The 17328-nt window shown below is 43.3% G+C and carries 20 protein-coding genes; 4 read left to right on the forward strand and 16 right to left on the reverse strand.

Features of this window, described 5'->3' with window-relative positions; translation table 11 throughout:
* The 14 genes from HMPREF9624_RS06730 to HMPREF9624_RS06790 all read right to left on the reverse strand — a co-directional run.
* Positions 1–325: UPF0236 family transposase-like protein (locus HMPREF9624_RS06730; protein WP_009537109.1), on the reverse strand; the 325-nt coding region annotated here is incomplete at its 3' end.
* Between the two features lie 59 nt (positions 326–384).
* Positions 385–984: a hypothetical protein gene (locus HMPREF9624_RS06735; protein ID WP_009537110.1), complete on the reverse strand. Its 600-nt coding sequence runs from the start codon at positions 982–984 to the stop codon at positions 385–387.
* 20 nt (positions 985–1004) lie between these two features.
* On the reverse strand, positions 1005–2381 hold the full coding sequence (locus tag HMPREF9624_RS06740; RefSeq protein WP_009537111.1) for a two-component sensor histidine kinase: 1377 nt from the start codon (positions 2379–2381) through the stop codon (positions 1005–1007).
* Positions 2378–3031, reverse strand: coding sequence for a response regulator transcription factor (locus tag HMPREF9624_RS06745; RefSeq protein ID WP_009537112.1), 654 nt, complete (start codon positions 3029–3031; stop codon positions 2378–2380). Before HMPREF9624_RS06745 ends, HMPREF9624_RS06740 begins: the two co-directional genes overlap by 4 nt.
* Before the next feature lie 77 nt (positions 3032–3108).
* Positions 3109–4035 (reverse strand): 4Fe-4S binding protein, encoded by a 927-nt coding sequence (locus HMPREF9624_RS06750; RefSeq protein ID WP_009537113.1) that lies wholly within the window; start codon positions 4033–4035, stop codon positions 3109–3111.
* On the reverse strand, positions 4028–4180 hold the full coding sequence (locus tag HMPREF9624_RS12095) for a CD1871A family CXXC motif-containing protein (protein WP_009537114.1): 153 nt from the start codon (positions 4178–4180) through the stop codon (positions 4028–4030). The genes HMPREF9624_RS06750 and HMPREF9624_RS12095 overlap by 8 nt, the downstream gene beginning before the upstream one ends.
* Positions 4181–4268: 88 nt before the next feature.
* Positions 4269–5468, reverse strand: a complete 1200-nt coding sequence (locus HMPREF9624_RS06755; protein WP_009537115.1) for a TlpA family protein disulfide reductase — start codon at positions 5466–5468, stop codon at positions 4269–4271.
* Between the two features lie 313 nt (positions 5469–5781).
* Complete coding sequence (locus tag HMPREF9624_RS11995; RefSeq protein ID WP_009537116.1) at positions 5782–6066, reverse strand: DUF4143 domain-containing protein; 285 nt, start codon at positions 6064–6066, stop codon at positions 5782–5784.
* A 6-nt stretch (positions 6067–6072) separates the two neighbouring features.
* Positions 6073–6777, reverse strand: coding sequence for a KilA-N domain-containing protein (locus tag HMPREF9624_RS06765; RefSeq protein WP_009537117.1), 705 nt, complete (start codon positions 6775–6777; stop codon positions 6073–6075).
* Positions 6778–6884: 107 nt separating this feature from the next.
* Positions 6885–7772: a 3-hydroxy-5-phosphonooxypentane-2,4-dione thiolase gene (lsrF, locus tag HMPREF9624_RS06770; RefSeq protein ID WP_009537118.1), complete on the reverse strand. Its 888-nt coding sequence runs from the start codon at positions 7770–7772 to the stop codon at positions 6885–6887.
* 59 nt (positions 7773–7831) lie between these two features.
* Positions 7832–8989: a substrate-binding domain-containing protein gene (locus tag HMPREF9624_RS06775; protein ID WP_009537119.1), complete on the reverse strand. Its 1158-nt coding sequence runs from the start codon at positions 8987–8989 to the stop codon at positions 7832–7834.
* Between the two features lie 59 nt (positions 8990–9048).
* On the reverse strand, positions 9049–10071 hold the full coding sequence (locus HMPREF9624_RS06780) for an ABC transporter permease (RefSeq protein ID WP_009537120.1): 1023 nt from the start codon (positions 10069–10071) through the stop codon (positions 9049–9051).
* A complete protein-coding gene (locus HMPREF9624_RS06785) occupies positions 10071–11087 on the reverse strand; it encodes an ABC transporter permease (protein WP_009537121.1) in 1017 nt (338 codons plus the stop codon). The genes HMPREF9624_RS06780 and HMPREF9624_RS06785 overlap by 1 nt, the downstream gene beginning before the upstream one ends.
* Positions 11084–12643 (reverse strand): sugar ABC transporter ATP-binding protein, encoded by a 1560-nt coding sequence (locus HMPREF9624_RS06790; protein ID WP_009537122.1) that lies wholly within the window; start codon positions 12641–12643, stop codon positions 11084–11086. The genes HMPREF9624_RS06785 and HMPREF9624_RS06790 overlap by 4 nt, the downstream gene beginning before the upstream one ends.
* Positions 12644–12941: 298 nt before the next feature.
* Here HMPREF9624_RS06790 and HMPREF9624_RS06795 point away from each other — a divergent pair, with 298 nt between their 5' ends.
* Genes HMPREF9624_RS06795 through HMPREF9624_RS06805 form a run of 3 tightly spaced genes read left to right on the forward strand, consistent with a single transcriptional unit; the run spans position 12942 to position 15845 of the window.
* On the forward strand, positions 12942–13856 hold the full coding sequence (locus tag HMPREF9624_RS06795; RefSeq protein WP_009427752.1) for a sugar-binding transcriptional regulator: 915 nt from the start codon (positions 12942–12944) through the stop codon (positions 13854–13856).
* Between the two features lie 28 nt (positions 13857–13884).
* Complete coding sequence (gene lsrK / locus HMPREF9624_RS06800) at positions 13885–15459, forward strand: autoinducer-2 kinase (RefSeq protein WP_009537123.1); 1575 nt, start codon at positions 13885–13887, stop codon at positions 15457–15459.
* A 32-nt stretch (positions 15460–15491) separates the two neighbouring features.
* Positions 15492–15845 (forward strand): cupin domain-containing protein, encoded by a 354-nt coding sequence (locus HMPREF9624_RS06805; protein WP_009429420.1) that lies wholly within the window; start codon positions 15492–15494, stop codon positions 15843–15845.
* A 119-nt stretch (positions 15846–15964) separates the two neighbouring features.
* Here the strand turns inward: HMPREF9624_RS06805 and HMPREF9624_RS12375 are convergent, their stop codons facing one another.
* Both HMPREF9624_RS12375 and HMPREF9624_RS12185 read right to left on the reverse strand, forming a co-directional pair.
* A complete protein-coding gene (locus tag HMPREF9624_RS12375; RefSeq protein ID WP_408637223.1) occupies positions 15965–16021 on the reverse strand; it encodes a hypothetical protein in 57 nt (18 codons plus the stop codon).
* Positions 15996–16574: an amidohydrolase family protein gene (locus tag HMPREF9624_RS12185; RefSeq protein WP_408637221.1), complete on the reverse strand. Its 579-nt coding sequence runs from the start codon at positions 16572–16574 to the stop codon at positions 15996–15998. The genes HMPREF9624_RS12375 and HMPREF9624_RS12185 overlap by 26 nt, the downstream gene beginning before the upstream one ends.
* A gap of 373 nt (positions 16575–16947) precedes the next feature.
* Between HMPREF9624_RS12185 and HMPREF9624_RS11425 the strand changes: the two genes are divergently transcribed.
* The gene (locus HMPREF9624_RS11425; RefSeq protein ID WP_009537125.1) at positions 16948–17313 is read left to right on the forward strand and encodes a hypothetical protein; all 366 of its coding nucleotides are present in this window, start codon (positions 16948–16950) and stop codon (positions 17311–17313) included.
* The last annotated feature ends 15 nt before the right edge of the window (positions 17314–17328 follow it).

Here is a 17328-nt window from a genome sequence, read left to right on the forward strand (position 1 = left end):
TAAGTTCTTCCAGCAAGTATGAGTGACCTCCTTGCTCTGCTTTCCTCTTGAAATACGTACAATCAAACACCACATCTCCAACAGAGGTAATCAGCGTCCGCTTATCGACCCTCTGAATGTTAAAACGCTCTTTTCTGGCTCCGCAATCACTAAGCATTGAGTTCATTCTTGAAAGAACTTCACCCAAGAAAGAAGCAGAAAAAGCCTCTGTAGAGCTTTTCACAGACCTCTCCAGAGAACTAAAGTCCTTAGGATTTTCAAAAAATTTGTTCTCTGCATCAAGTAAACCTTTTACCAAAACCTCTAATAGTGCTACAATATCCATGAGAGTAGTCTCCTTTGCATAGTTTTTTAGTCGAAACCATTGTATCAAAGGATTAATGATTACTCTCTTTTTATTTCTTTATCAACTGACAAAATCTTTACTCTATTAAGCTCCGCTTCCTTAAGTAGTTCCTCTGCATCATCTTCTACAAAGCCCGGATCCATATGCGTCAAAAAATGCCAGTCTTCCGTTCCCTTTTTTCTGTAAAGCACGGCTTCTCCATCTTCCGAACCGAAGTAGGCTCTGTCCGTCTCATAGCCCTTTTCCTCTAAGAACCCTTTTATTTTTTTGTACTGAAGCTCCCTCTTTTCGATATAGTCTTTCACTTCCTCATTGGGAATCGCATAAGCATCCACTCGAGTACAGCCTTCCACCATGCCGTCTCCGGGAGAACTCAAATCCGGTATTTCTTTCCAGAAAATGTCTATATCCCCCTCTTCGGTAAACATGAACTTGCTAAAAGGAACGATGTTGCCATTGTAATGCAGCTCCAAATACTTCGGAAGCTTCCTGATGTCCAAGCTTTCATAGACAAAGCCCTCTTCTTCCTCGCAGCGGTAGCCGTCCACTTGAGAAATAAAGGCTCTTCCCTCTTCGATAGTACGGAATACGGCGATTTCCATTCCCATGCCCTCTTGGTTTAATTCTAAGATGAACATACTTCCTCCTTTAAGCTTCTCTATCTTGATAACTTTATACAAAAGATAAATTTTCCGTCTCTTTCCGAGGCCTCATAGGGAATCTTGTAGTTCTTCAGTAAAGTGCTCACAATATATAAGCCCAGACCGTTGCTGTTTTCCTTATTTAAATCAAAATTCATAGCGTAGAGTTTATCCGTATCGAGAGATTTTTCACTGTTTTTTTTAAGTCCGGCACCTACTTCACTTCCATAGCTCGCAGAACTGTTCTCCACATAGAGCAGGCCTTCTTTCGCATAAATCTCTATAGTTCCCCCTTCTTCCGTATATTTTACCGCATTGCTCAATAAGTTGGATAAAATAATCTTTAGAGCCGGCTTTCCGATATAGATCTTTTCATCCGCTAAACGATTTTGTAAATGCAGTTTTTTCTGCTGCAGTAAAACCTCGTATTTTTCTAAAACGCTAAGCAGTACAGGCTGAATCTCCAGACTTTCTTCATCCTCTTTTAAATTTTCCAAAGAAGACACGGATAAAATCCGGGAAATACTTTGGCTAAGGCTGTCTACAGTGGCTATACATTCTCCGATATAGAGGTCTCTATCCTTATACTTTCCGATATTGTACTGCATATTTTCCAGAATGATTTTCAGACTCGCAAGAGGGGTTTTCAGCTCATGGGAAGCTCCCTTTAAAAAGTCATATTTCAGCTTTTCCAGCTTTAAAATCTCCTGATTTTTTGTTTCTACATTTTCAATGGCTTGCAAGAGACTTCGATACAGAGTATTGATTTGGGCCTTTAACTCACCAACTTCATCTTTAGTGTCAACCGGCAAACACGCCTCTTTATTTAAAGCAATCATCTTGTCTGTCTCGTTTTTAATTTCCGAGATATTATTTTTAATCGCTTTCGCATACACTAAGGAAACCACTATGGAAAACAAAAGGGAAATCGTAAGAGAATAGGGCAAGAATTGAAGACTTAGTGCCTTCGCTTCCTTTTGCATATCCGCAGTGGAAATAAACAGTAAGCTCAGCCTCTCTCCCGTATTCGTTTTAATCTCCCTTTCTTCTATAATCATCGAGTTCGTCTTACTGTCAAAATCAATGGGAACCGTATCATCTATGGGAATATTCGCGTCAACGGGAATCGATTGGCTCTCCGCACCTTTCTTCACGAAAGCCTGAATATCACTGCTTTTAGAGTAAAGAGCCAAAGTATTCTCTATTTCTGTAAGGGACTTTCCCTCCATGCCGTCGGAAACTTCATTTGCCCGATTCGTAATGGCTTCCTTCCTTTGCTCAAGATAGCTTATGGGAAAGAAGAAAAAGACCAAGAGATGAATCAAGAGAATAATGATTCCAAGAACAGAAAAAAGCTGTATGAACATTTTAGGAAATAGCTTTAAATTTTTCATTCTTTCTCCAACTTATAGCCCACATTTCTGATGGTAAAAATGCAGTCCAGCTTGAGTTTTCTTCTTAGCTCCTTGATATACACATCAATCACTCTGTCGAAGGGGATTTCTTCCGTTTCCTTCCACACATGGTCCAGTATTTGCGTCCTGCTGAGTGCCCGACCTTCATTTTCGGAAAGATACTTTAAAATCTCCACTTCCTTGGCATTCATGTCCACAGGCTTTCCATCCAATTTAGCGGTGTAGCCGGAAAAGTCCACCTCTACATTTTTATAAAGAAACTTATCCATCTGCCCGTAACTCTTTTGGATTAAAGAATCGATTCTCGCCTTTAAAAGCGGCAGGGAAAAGGGCTTTTCCATATAGCCGTCTGCAAGATGTGTGAAAGCATCAATCTTACATTCCTCATCACTAAAGGCGGTAAGAATGAGAACAGGAAGCTTGCTCTGCCTCCGAATCTCCTTTAAGACCTCGAGACCGTTTACAAAGGGAATTTGAATATCCAAAATGACAAGATGAATCTCTTTGTTGAATTTTGAAAGGGCCTCTCGGCCGTCTTTCGCTTCCACCATAGTATAGCCAAATTCCGAGAGGAACGCTGCGATGCCCTCTCGGATACTTTGATCATCTTCCACGACAAGGATGTTCATAGTCCCTCCCACCTCGTTCATCTTCTTTCGTGCCATACTCTTAGAGCTTGGGGCAAGACTTTACCCCACTGCTCTCTCTATGCCTTTGCTTTTACCGTTTCTTTCGACACATCCAGATTCGTCACCCCGCAGGCAATCGCATCCACCGGGCAGGCGTTCTTACATTTTCCGCAGCGGATACACTCCAAATCATTGCAGTTTTGTACCGGATCACATTGCATCTCGCAAACTGCCTTGCATCTTCCGCAGTGAATACACTTCTGATGATCCAAAGTATAACGGAAAAAGGACACGGAATTAAAGAGAGAATAAATCGCGCCCAAGGGACAGATATACTTACAGAAGGGTCGGTAAATGATTATGGAAAGGAGGATGGTCAGAAGCAAAATCAAGCCCTTCCATGCATAGAGAAAGCCTACGGCTCCCCGCATACTAGTGTTCATCCAAACCAGAGGAATCCCTCCCTCCAGCATTCCCACGGGACAAATCAGTTTACAAAAATAAGGCGCTCCCTGTCCTATAATATCCACCAAAAACAGAGGAAGGAGAATGACGAAGACCAGTAAGATAAGATACTTCGCTTTTCGTAGCGGCTTATCCCACTTAAAGGTCTCTATCTTCTTCACAAAGGGAATCTTATGCAATAAATCCTGCACCAGTCCAAAGGGACAAAGGTATCCGCAAACGCCTCTCCCTATCAGTGCCCCCACGAAAAAGAGAAAGCCCACCACATAGTAGCTGAACTTGTAATTCGGGCTGCCAATCACCGCCTGTAAAGCCCCAATAGGGCAGGAACCCTTGGCTCCCGGACAGGAATAACAATTCATTCCGGGAACACAAAGTTGCTTTAATTCTCCACTATAAATTTTTCCCGTTTTAAATCCCTCAAAGAAGGAATTGGTCACTAAAAACCAAAAGGATTGAAAGATGTGTCGTAGATTGTTTCTTGCTTTATATTTATCTTTTTTTGATTTTCCGTTGATGAATTCTTTTAACTTATCCAATGCCTATACACTCCATGCACACTCTAATTGCCTTATTCATTACCACCAGTGCTTCTCCCCGATGCACCCCTATGTACATCATGGCGATGCCTATGCATAGGAGAACCAGGGAAGTCAACCGGGACTTTAAAATTTTCTGTTTCATATTCCCTCTTTACTGCTTTACTTTAGCCAGTCTACTTTACTTTAGTCCGTCTACTTTACTTTAGCCAGTCTACTTTACTTTAACCAGTCTACTTTACTTTAGCCAACTCCTTCTCTATAATTTCAATCCAAGCCTTTTTATTATGGGAACCGGAATAGGTCTCTCCTACAATCTGTCCCTTCTTATCCACGAAGAAAGTCTCCGGAAAGGCCTGAATCCCGCTGAGTCTGCCGTTAAAATCGCTCTGATCCGGAAGCAGGAAGGGATACTCCGCCTTGCTTCTTTCCCGAATCAGCTTCGCCTTCTCCAAAGCCTCCCGGTTTTCTCCGGTCTGATCCACCGTGTCCGTCACCACCCCAACGATATTGACGCCTTTGTCCTTCATTTCCTTCTGAATTTCCGCAAGGTCCGGAATTTCCTGCACGCAGGGACTGCACCAGGTGGCAAAGACATTGACCATGGTAAGGTCGTAATCGGAAAAATCCTTTCCGCTGAACTCTTTTCCGTCAATATCCTTGGTCTGCAGATTACTTAAGTCCGTAACTGCATTTTGGGAATCAGCAGAAAAAACCATATCCCCTTCCAAATCGGACTTTTCGGACAAAACAAAGCCGTTTTCCGGACGGTCTTTTTTCTCCGTAATCTCTACCGTTGTCTGTTTCAATTCCTCTATCGTCTCTGCATCCGCTGTGCTATTTACACTAAGATAATAGCTGTATTTTCCGTCTTTGGACTCTCCCAGCTTCGTATGGCTGTCGCACTTTGTAATCTTCCCGATTTCTTCTTCAGAAAGGCTCTTTTCGAACATCCCGATGGTACCGATTCGGTTCAGGCTCTCCTGCCACTTTTCGTAGCCATCTCCCATCTTAGCAACTTCCGCATTTTTCTGCTCTTCTGTCAGTTTACTAAAGCTCAACAATCCATACTTTAAGTCCTGGTCGATGGGGCTTTGATCATCCAACATCACGATGTCCTTTGCCTTCATAGCTTCCCTAATCTTCTCGGAAAGCTTGAATTTTAAGCCCAGATATTCATAGATATACTCATCCTTTACCGGCAAAGTATAGTCTGCCGGCTTAAAGCTGTCTCCATTACTGTCCTTATTTACCGATACTCCCGCGTCTTCCGGACTGACCACAAGTCCTTGCTCTCCTGTAGCTTTTTCCTCTGCCGACTTCGTTTCCGTCGAAGTCTGCTCTGCAGCTCCCTTATTTTGGCATGCTGTAAAGCTTAAGCTTACGCATAAGCCAAGTACAAGAAATGCTCCCTTAAATTGAGTCTTAACCATGAATCTTCCTCCTTCAATTACTTTATCATTATACGTCCTAATTCTTAAGCTATCTCTCTCGAAAAAAGAAAAAATTCCTTTTCCAATATAGCGTTTCTCTAAACAGAATACAGGGCATTTATAAAATGAATATGAAATGGGAGAAGATATCTTTATATCATCCAAACCGGAACGATGTAGTTTTCTTTATTAAATGCAGATATGTCTGTCTTTAAGCAGATGACCGCACCATTTCCCCTTTTTAAAGATGACTTGTCTAAGACCGGAAAGACACGAAGAATTTCCGCTGCCGGATTGGCAGACTTTTTAATTTCTATAGGATGAAGTTCTCCGTCCCGCTCCACTTGGTCAGATAGGCCACGAGTCCCGTATCGTAAAAATATACTTTCGGTGTTTTAACAAGACGATTTAATAAATTATTGGAATACGGATACAAGTAAAACAGAATTCCCAAGGTTTCCAATATCCCGAGCCAGTCTTTCACCTGTTTTTGATTCAGCTCCGCATCTCTTGCAAGTTCACTGATATTCAGCATCTGACTGCACCTTGCAGCAAGTGCCGTAATAAAGCGTAAAATAAATACCACTATGAAAAACATACCTCTCTATTTCTTTGACTTATCCTCTAAACTCTTCATTCCTGTATTGTTCAACTTTTCAATTGACAGCAGCTGGGTTCTTGCAAGCTTTCTTAGTTCTATCATTCTTTCTTTTTGATCCATGCCTTTTCCGATAAGAATTGCATTGTAGCTTTCCATATTGGCAAGTATCAATAACTCATTTAAACTCGCATAGTCTCTCATATTCCCTTTTAGGTCCGGATTTTCTTCACGCCACTGTTTTGCTCTTTTGTTAAATAAGGCAACATTGAGCATATCAGCTTCACTTGCGTATTGATAAGATAACTGCTCGTTGGTAAGATTCTTTAAGAGATATTCTTTGATTGCATCTGTATGGATTTTATAGTTAATCTTAGAAATTTCTCGATTAAGACTCCAGCCCAATGATAATTTTGAGTTTTCATCTGACTTAAGCCTTTTATAATCCTGGATAATGTAAAGCTTGAATTCTGGTGAAATCCATGAAGCGAACTCCATCGCAAGATCATAATGTGCATATGTTCCACCATATCTTCCGGACTTTGAAATTATACCAATAGCATTTGTAGAATCAATCCATTTTTGTGGTGTCATTGTAAATCTATTCAGTCCTGCCTCATTTCTAAACGTGTCGAATTGCACACGGTTAAAATTTTCATTGTTCAGAACTTCCCATAGCCCAATAAATTCTAACGTATTTCTGTTTCTCATCCTTGTCCATTAACAAGCAAAAAGCAGCCACAGGAGGGATTAAATCCCTGCCCGTGGCTGCTTTCCTTCACAACGAGTATTACGATGACTCGTTTAGAAATTTGATATTATTTACTTTCGCTAACCAATGTCTGGAAGAGTTCATATCCTTCCGCACCGGTGAGACCGTTGTGAACGACCTCATGCACAGCGTGTGCCATCTGAACCGGATGAGTACTCTGGAAAATATTTCTTCCCATGTCTACACCGGCTGCACCGCCCTGGATGCACTTATAGGTCATTTCCAGAGCATCCTTCTCTGTAAGCTTCTTGCCGCCTGCAACCACAATGGGAACAGGACAAGCGGAAACCACTTCTTCAAAGTTATCGCAGTAATAGGTCTTTACAATCTGGCAACCTAATTCCGCAACGATTCTTGTCGCAAGCTTAAAGAATCTGTCTGTTCTCTCCATTTGTTTTCCGACAGCTACAACACCCATTGTCGGAATGCTGTACCGGAAGCCGGCATTGACAACCTTGGAAAGGTTCTCCAAACTGGAAAGCTGACCGTCAGCACCGATAAAGGTCTGCACTGCCATGCAGTCTGCATTCATACGAATTGCATCTTCAATATCCACTGCAACAACTTCCTGGCTAAGATCCTCTTGCACCATGGATGATCCGGAAGTAACACGAAGTGCAACGCCGTTTGTTAAGTTTGCAGGAATACAGGTTCTGAGAGCTCCTCTCGTAGCCATCCAGACATCTACATAAGGTGCCAAAGGCGGAATCTTAAGATCCAAACGCTCCAAGCCTGCTGTTGATCCCATGAAATAACCATGGTCAAATGCAAACATCACTGTCTTACCGGTCTTCGGATTAAAGATATTGGACAAGTGCTTCTTCATGCCCCAATCCAGACCATTACATCCTTTTACCTGGAAATCCCCCTGATTTGCAAACGGAACATCCACATAATAGTTTTTCGCGACTTTTAATTCATCTAAATCCGCCATTCTTTATCTCCCTCTTACCCTGCTTAGCCAATATGCAAACTGTTATCCTTCACTATAACTTAGAAATTATAATCTTTTACATTCTCTTTCGTAAATACAACTCTTTCCGGAAGAAGTACTACACCGTTGTTCTCCGGAGCTGTCTCTGTTCCGGGTACAAGCTCGCTGTTCGGAACAGTCTTTACAGCACCGATACCGGGAACATCAATGGTATCTCCTGCCTTAATGGTATTTCCTGCTGCAAGATATGCTGCGAAATAGCATCCTAAAGCACCCTGAACACCACAATCCCAAAGTCCCCATCTCTCCAAGATTCCTGCATCAAGATATGCAGTCATTCCGGAAGGTGTACAGAAACCGGTAATGGTTACGTCCTTCATGGTTAATCCCTTGTTCTGTGCAGCCTGGCACTGACCGGGAAGTGCTGTGGAGTCATTACAGATAATCAAATCGATATCGGGGTTATCATCCAGAACAGCCTCACCGATGGTTACGGACTTCTGAGAATCCTGCTCGGAATAGTACGGATCATGTACAGCAACCCACTTCGGATACTTTTCCTTGATATACTTCTCACCTGCAACATACCAAGAGTTCTGATCTGCTACTGCTGCCTGAGAATAGTGCCAAGCGTACTTAACTTCTCCCTCAGGATCAACACCGCGGTTCTTAAGAGCTTCAACACCCATATCTACAAGCATTGGTCCTAAAACATCGGCAGTACCCTGAGAAACCATCATGGATCTTGCATCCGGAGATACATCGGAGTCCCAAGTGCAAACTACGATTCCTGCATCCTGTGCCTCTTTCAGCTTCTCATCCAATGCTGTAGCATCTACAGAAGAAATGGCAATGGCATCTACGCCGGCATCAATCGCCTGCTGGATAACTTCAAGCTGATCTGTTACGGTTGCATTAGCGCTTCCCATATAGTCAACTGTGATTCCCCATTCCTTAGCATACTTCTGTGCGCCGTTATTTGCAGCCTCAAAGAATGAGTTTCCTGTAAGCTTCGGAATAAAAGCTACCGTCTTTCCCTCGATAGACTTAATGTCACCGGATGCCTGATCAGCCTTAGCTTCTGCAGCAGCCTCCGTTTTAGCCTCTGCCTTGGTTGTCTCGGTAGATGCTCCTCCCGATGTGTTTCCTCCGCCGGCACATCCAACTAAGGACATCACCATACTTGCTGTTAATACAGCTGACAACAGTTTTTTCATAATAAACCTTCCTTTCTTATAGAAAAATTATGGGGATTTCTCCCTCATTTTTTACCTTTTTATTTTCTTCTCTTAAAGAGCTGAAGAATGAGTTTATTTTTAGCCAATTCTCTTCCTATTACGACAATCAGGAGCATGATTCCAATCGGCAGGTCCAAGGACTGCGTCTTGATTCCAAAGCAAAGCGGTAATCCGTATCGCATAATACAAATCATCAAGGATGCCAATACCGTTCCGAGAATACTTCCTTTTCCTCCGGTGGACAAGGTTCCGCCAAGCACTACCGCCGTAATGATGGAAAGTGTAAAGGTCGATCCTAAATCATACTTAGCCGAATCAATGTTCGCTGTCAAGAGCACTCCTGCAATAGATGCACCGATACTGGTCAAAATATAAGTACTCATCACGATTAATTTACTGTTAATTCCGGAATACTCCGCAGCTTCAGGATTCACACCGATAAGAAAAACCTTTCTTCCATATTTTGTTCTATGTAAAAGTACGAAACAAAGCAAAATCAAAACCGCATAAATCGCAACCGGCACAGGTATGGTTCCGAAGAGCATCCCTTTTCCGAGGAAACGGAAACCTGTGAAGCTACCGTTCGCAGCCTTTGCCGGAAATCCGCTGATACCCTGATAAGCAGGCGTCTTGGAAAGGCCGGAAATGAGCAGTGCCAGACCGGAGTACAGTAAGCTTCCGCCCAAGGTTACAACCATCGGCTGTACTCCACAGTATGCGATAAAGTATCCCGACAAGGCTCCGCAAAGCGTGGACAGAAGCATCGCAAGCAGTACGGCAGTCCAGATATTTAATCCCACATCACTCCACAAAACACCGATACAAATAGACGTCAGACCGATTAAGGCACTTGCCTGAATATCAATTCCTCCGGTAATCATAACAAAAGTAACGAACAAAGCAATAATACAAACACTGATATAATTTGTTACACTTGCTAAAATAGAACTTGCCCGGAAGAATTTTGCCGGATTCGCTACACCGAAAATACCTATCTCCAACACAAACAGCAATAAGAGAATAAATTCCCAATGCTTCAGTAGGCCTTTTATACTTTTCATTACTTTTTACCTCCCACCTTAGCATCAAAGGCTGCTGTTCTGGACAACAGTCTTTTTCTTCTGGCAGATTCCACAGCATGTCTCTGTACCAGAGCATCCGCCACAACAATAATCAAAAGCATGACTCCCGTCAGCGTGTTATTAAAATTGGAGGGAAGATGGATAAATACAAGCATACGGCTTACCGAGGACATAATCACTGCACCGAAAGCAGCACCCAGTATATTTCCAAGCCCTCCGGAGAGAGAGATTCCTCCCAGCACACAGGCCGCAATGGCGGACATCTCATAGCCGGTTCCGGCCACGATATTGACTTGTCCGTATTTGGAAGCAAAAACCACTCCTGCAACTCCCGCAAAAATGCCACAGATAATATAAGCGAGCATTTTGGTCTTCATCACGGAAATCCCGACCAGCGTCGCACCGTTCGGATTATCTCCTACCGCAATAAAGTACTTTCCCTTTTTCGTTTTCGTAAGCAGCAAATGAATCACCGCAATAATCACGACTATGATTGCAAGATAAATCGTCACTTCCGCAAACAAAACCTGATTTCCGATTTTCGTAAAGGCTCCGGCAAAGTTTTCCGTTGTTTTTCCGCCGGATACAACATAGATGAGGCCTCTTAAGGCTCCGTTTATGCCCAAGGTAAAAATCAGAGAAGGCACATGGAAAAACGAAACCCCGATTCCGTTCATGGCCCCGACAAGCATCCCGATTAGCACCGCAAATACCAGCATTTCCAGGATACTTCCGTTTCTTTTCGCAATCTGTCCGGCTATTGTCGCCGTAAGCCCCATCACCGCACCGATAGATACATCGATTTCTCCGGTCATAATCACAAAGGCGATTCCGATTGCCAGTAAGGTAAATACGACAGATCCGTTAAAAGAAGTAACAATATTGGAGTAGGTCAAAAAGTCCGGATTAACCATTCCCGTAACAAGGAATAAGGCGATAAGAAAGAGGAAGCTGGACAGCCATCTCGCTTTCTTTAATTCATTTAAATACTTCACTCGGACACCTCCTTTTCTCCCTTAAAGCCGAAGGAGGCCGAGGTTAATCTATCCTGCGTCAGCTCTTCCCGTGAAAATGTTCCCGTAATTCTTCCCTGGAACATGATGATGGCGCGGTCTGCGAGCTCCTCTATTTCCTCCATATCGGACGATACGAGCAACACCGCAACTCCGCTTCGCTTCAAACGGTGAATAATGTTGTAAACATCTCCTCTTGCCGCCGCATCGATTCCTCTTGTCGGCTCGTCCAGAATAACCACTTTGGGACTTGTAGAAAGAGATCTTGCAATAATGACCTTTTGCTGATTTCCGCCGGAAAGACTTCCGATTTCATCATTCAAACCTACTATTTTGGTCCTGAAGTCATCCGCATAGCTCTTGGCAATCTCATCCTCCTTTTTCCGATTCAGGAAGAAGCGTCCCAGTTTCGGACCATTCAGGAGTGCCGAACTTGTATTGGCGGAGATAGAGCTAATCTTAAACAATCCCTGATAGTGTCTGTCTTCCGGCACATAATTGATTCCGGCTTCCAGCACCTTCCGAGTGGAAAGCCCTGTAATATCCTTACCGCTGAGCTTCACCGTTCCGGACAGCACCTGATCCCGGCCGTAAATGGTACTTACAAGCTCCGTTCTGCCCGCCCCAACAAGACCGGCAATGCCCAGGATTTCTCCCGGATATAGAGAAAAGTTGATATGGCTGAAGCCATAGCCGCTAAGATTGTCAACCACCAGCACCGGATCCAGATTTCCGCGTTCAAACGCCTTTTCTTCCTGTCGTTCCTCGGTCTTCTTCTCCAGATTCGGAGGCAATAAACCGTTCACAAGATCTTCCTTTGTGAAATCCGAAACAGGGCCGTTCACGGTAATCATCCCGTCTTTCATGATGGAAACATGCGTCGTAATCTCAAAGACCTCGTTCAAGCGGTGCGTGATGTAAATAATGCCGATTCCCTTCTTCCCGAAGTTACGGATTACTTTGAAGAGAGACTGCACTTCATCAAAGGTCAAGGCACTCGTAGGCTCATCCAGAATCAAAATTCTCGCCTCTCGCATCATACCTCTTAAAATTTCTACCAGCTGCTGTTCCGCAATGGAAAGCGTGCTCGCTTTCCGCTGTAAATTAACATTCCAGTTGAGTTCCTTTACCTTTTCCGAAAGGCGCTTCTTCAACTCGGAAGAACTCTCGGAAAATCCCATCAGGACATTCTCTTCTACCGTCATGTTCGGAAACAGCATCGGTTCCTGCGGAACCATGTAAATTCCCTTGGACAACGCAACCGAAGGATTAACCAGTTCCGTCTTCTCCCCGGCCACATAAATTTCTCCCGAATCCGCCTGATAAATTCCCATGATGATCTTCATCAAAGTACTCTTACCGGCACCATTTCCTCCGATCAGAGCAATCACTTCCCCCGAGCGAAGATCTAAGTCAATTCCTTTCAGCACCGCATTGCTACCGAAGGTCTTACAGATTCCTTTTACGGAGAGTAAGCTATTCGACAATCCCGGTACAGCTTGGTCTTTTTCATGATCCATTGCAGTTGTCTCTTTCATTTCCATACCCTTATTGCATCATTTGTTTATGAGTATAACTTTTGTTCTTAGCAGTATGATACTGGATTTCCTCAATGTTGTCAACTGATTTTTGTCTTCCCAAAACCTTAACCCGCCACTCTCGCAATATATCCTTATTCAAGAGTACAAGCCATTAAATTCGGAGTTTTCCGCCTCTTTTTAATTAGAAGTATTTTGCCGCATTCTTGCAATAGTTTATTGACAGAGGATTCTTTGATTGCTATACTTCAACTGTTAACATTTGTTTTGTTTTCAAACATTTATATAAGAAGGAATTATGGAAATCTATGATTATGAAGAAAGCCTAATGGCCAAAACCGCTTGGTACTACTATTCCGAGAATATGACACAGCAAAATATTTCCGAAGTTCTCGGGATAAGCCGTATGCGTGTCATTAAGCTTTTGGAAAAGGCAAAGCAAAGCGGAATTATCCAGTTCCGAATCCGTTCCAATATTGATAAGAGAATGCAGCTGGAACAAAATCTGATTGAAAAATTCGATTTAAAGGACTGTTTTATTGTTCCCGATTCCGTTCAGACTTTGGCCGTAAACGAAAATGTTGCCAGAGCCGCCGCAATGTATATCTCGAACCGGATCAATGCCGATACCTTTATCAATATCGGATACGGAGACACCACAGGGAGAATCCTGAATCATCTGGCTATCAACACCGAATATACGCCGTCGTTTGTCTCCTTAACCGGAGGAGTCAGCTATTATTTGCCTAACGCCAGTTCTTCCACCTTTAATTCCAGGTTATACCTGATTCCTTCTCCTTTAATTACTTCAACCAAAGAGATGGCAAGCGCGATAAAGGCGGAAAAATCCGTGAAAGAAATAGAGCAATTGATTCCTTCTTCTCACCTTTCCGTCGTCGGAATCGGTGCCATGAATCCGAAAGCCACCATTTTACAGTCCGGTATTTTAAGTCAGAACGAATTTCTGATTTTGGAAAACAACGGCGCCGTAGGGGATGTACTAAGTCATTTTATTGATAAAAATGGGGATGTCGTGAATTCCTCTTTGGAAGGGCGAACCATCAGCACCTCTTTGGATGTGGTGAAGCAGTTGGAAAATGTCATCGGTGTAGCCGCCGGTCAGGAAAAAGTGAATGCCATTCGTTCCGCCTTAAACGGACGTTATCTGGATGTATTAATTACCGATGAGGGAACCGCAAACTCATTAATCTAAAAATAAAACTAGGTAAAGGAGCACATTTATGAATCAACAATATTTGCTTGCAATCGACGCCGGAACCGGCAGTATCAGAGCCGTATTGTTTGACACAAGCGGTCGACAGATTGACTGTGTACAGGAGGAATGGGAACATCATGAAGATCCTCGCTGGCCGGGAAGCATGGACTTCGATTGGACTTTCAACTGGAACTTGGCATCAAGCTGCATAAAAAGACTCATTGAGAAGACAAAGATTGACAATAAAGATATTGCCGGTATATCCACTACTTGCATGAGAGAGGGCATTGTTCTTTATAATAAAGAAGGAAAAGAAATCTGGGCATGTGCAAATGTTGACGGCCGCAGTGTCGATGAAGTTGCCGAGTTGATTCGGCAGAATCCCGCTTTAGAGAAAGTCCTGTACAGCGAATCCGGACAGACCTATGCACTCGGCGCACTCCCCCGCCTTCTTTGGATCAAAAACAAACTACCTCATATTTATGAAGAAACCACTGTACTGGGTATGTTTAACGACTGGCTGATTCATAAGCTTACCGGCGTGCTGGCAGTTGAGCCGAGCAACGGTTCCACAACCGGAATCTTTGATTTAAAGAAGCGTTCCTGGAATCCTGAAATTGCCAAGCAATGCGGATTAAGAGATGACATTTTCCCACCGGTACAGGAATGCGGTACTAAGGCAGGTTATGTCACGGAAAGTGCCGCAGCAGAAACCGGCCTTGCCGCAGGAACCCCTGTCATTGTAGGCGGTGGAGACTGCCAACTGGGATGCATCGGCGTCGGAGCCGTGAACCCGGGAGATGCGACCATCTTTGGCGGAAGCTTCTGGCAGTATGAATATAATACGGAAAGCGGACAAACCGATCCGGAATGCAGAGTCCGTGTAAACTGCCACGCTGTACCGAATCTTTGGCAGTTCGAAGCACTCGCCTTTAAACCGGGACTCGTTATGCGCTGGTATAGAGACGCCTTCTGCCAGCAGGAGAAGGAACTCGCGAAACAAAGTGGAGATGACCATGACCCCTACAACTTGATGAACAAAGAAGCGGAAAAAATTCCCGCAGGTTGTTACGGCATGATGTGTACCTTCTCCGATGTGATGAATTTCATCCAATGGAAGCACGCCGCTCCTTCTTTCTTGAATTTTGAGTTGGATGCGGAGAAATTTAATCGTTACACCTTTTACCGTGCCATTCTGGAAAATGCGGCACTGGTAACGAAGGGGCACATGGAGCTGGTTCAGGCCTCCACAGGTAAGGCGCCAAGTCATGTTGTTTTTGCCGGAGGAGCCAGCAAGTGTCCTCTCTGGTGCCAGATTCTTGCCGATGTATTAAATCTGGAGGTAAGAGTCCCGGTTGTAAAAGAGGCGACCGCACTCGGCGCCGCCATTCTCGCAGGATACGGAGTCGGAATTTACAAAGATATTGCAAGCGCTGCAAAAGAATGTGTGAAGTGGGATAAAGTTTATACACCGAATGCCGAAAATCACGCGGTATATCAAAAGATGTACCCTATTTGGAGAGAAGTTTACAAAGCGCAATTAGAGCTTTGCGATAGAAAATTGACCAAGAATATGTGGATTGCACCGGGCATTTCTTAATCAATAAATCATTAGAAAATAGGAGGGAAAAAATGTACGTAGTTGATGAGAAGGATTATGAGTACCGAAATGAAAATTTGAATGGGCCGAAATACTTAATGAAAGGACCGAGAATGAATTTTGCGCTGGTTCAGTTCCAGCCCGGAAAGGATTTCAAAGCACATTATCACAATGTCATGGAAGAGAATTTCTATATTCTGGAAGGAAAAATCGATGTGATTGTTGACGGTGTTGTGAACCATCTTTCACCGGGACAAATGATTCATATCGAACCGGGTGAAGTACACTATGTTGTGAACAACTATGACGAGCCGGTAAAAATGATTTCCACCCTTGCCCCCTATCAGGAAGTAGATAAGGTTGAAGTCGATAATTATACCTATTAATTTAGGGAAAAAGAAGCAGAAAGCAATCAGGAAATAGATAAGAAAAAATAAGTAAAGAAAGTAAACACCCCCGCGGCAGGAGACTGCCGCGGGGGTGTTTGAGAGTGCGATGTAAGAGCTTAAATCTGTTTTACTACACTAATAATTGTTTCACGCCTGCATTTTGGGCAGAACAGCGTTACTATTTACTTGTTCGTTTGAATCATCGGCACGCCTTCGATGTATAACTTGGTTCACATGGCTATCATAGGCAAACGGATACTTTGTAATGGCTTTTAGCCCTTCCAACTCATCCAATCCATATCGGACTGTCATAGCAGCATACACTGACAGGTGGCAAAGTGGCGTTACATCATGATCTGCCGTGATGCATACTTTTATGCCCTTACGATTTAATTCTCCTGCTGTAGCAAAGCTTCTTGCCCAGCTTTCCTGCTTTGATTTTGGATACATAGCGGGGCCACAAATCGCAGGATAGTCAAACTTTGCCAGATAATCTTTTACCGATATTCCATCCGTGCAATGAACCAATACTAAGCGCACATCATATTCTTGTGCAATGCGAATCGCGGTGCAAATGTCATCGGAGCGGTGCACATGTGCGTGGAGGGGAATCTTTTTCTCCAGCACCAACAGCATATTTTCCATTCCAATGTTATGCTTAAAATAATCTCCCTTTGAAGCGGCTTCTTTTTTCGGTGACCATAGTCCTTTGCATCTTCTAGGCATTTTCGAAGGTGATACGCCATTCCCATCCGTGATTTAAACCCGAGATCCGCCTTTTGGGGATTTTCTCCAAACGAACACTTCATTGCGGTTGTTTTGCAAATCGCCATTTCATCTGCAACGGTTCCTTTTAGGGAAATGGTACTTGCCATTCCGCCGACCACGCTGTCACTCCCTAGGCAAATACACACTGTGGTAACTCCGCTGCAAACGGAATATTCAACCGCACGATCAAACGGATAAATTGCATTCATTACAGATAGTTCCGGAGTCAGTGCACTGGAGTAATCATTGCAATCGTCAATATTCTTTAGCAGATTTAATTCATGTTGCTGATATTGTGTTTTATCGAAACTTAGGAATACCAATTTCAAAAATGAAACAGTTTGATCAGTTCGGTTTAGCGGAATACTATCAAACGTTTGAACAAGTAAAAGTTGATTTGGAACAAAAAATTCAAGAATACCAACAGATGTATGATACCGTATTACGAAAATTAATGCAAATTCGAGAAATTCTTCCGTCGAATTGGAGCGATTTTTCATTTGAACCAGTCCTGTTTTCCTGCATCGTTCCATTTAATTATACGGATCGGGAAAAAACACTTCGGTATGTAAAAAATCCATCCCTCTACGTTCGCTATTGGGACACAAACGATCTTGCAACGGAAAGCCGTGGCATTATTCGCGAAAATGGTTCTAACGAGCCAGCACTTTGGGAAAATACCTCAGACAAGACGTGATGTACGTTTCTCATA

This window comes from Oribacterium asaccharolyticum ACB7, assembly GCF_000238075.1.
In the GTDB taxonomy this organism is placed as follows: Bacteria; Bacillota; Clostridia; order Lachnospirales; family Lachnospiraceae; genus Oribacterium; species Oribacterium asaccharolyticum.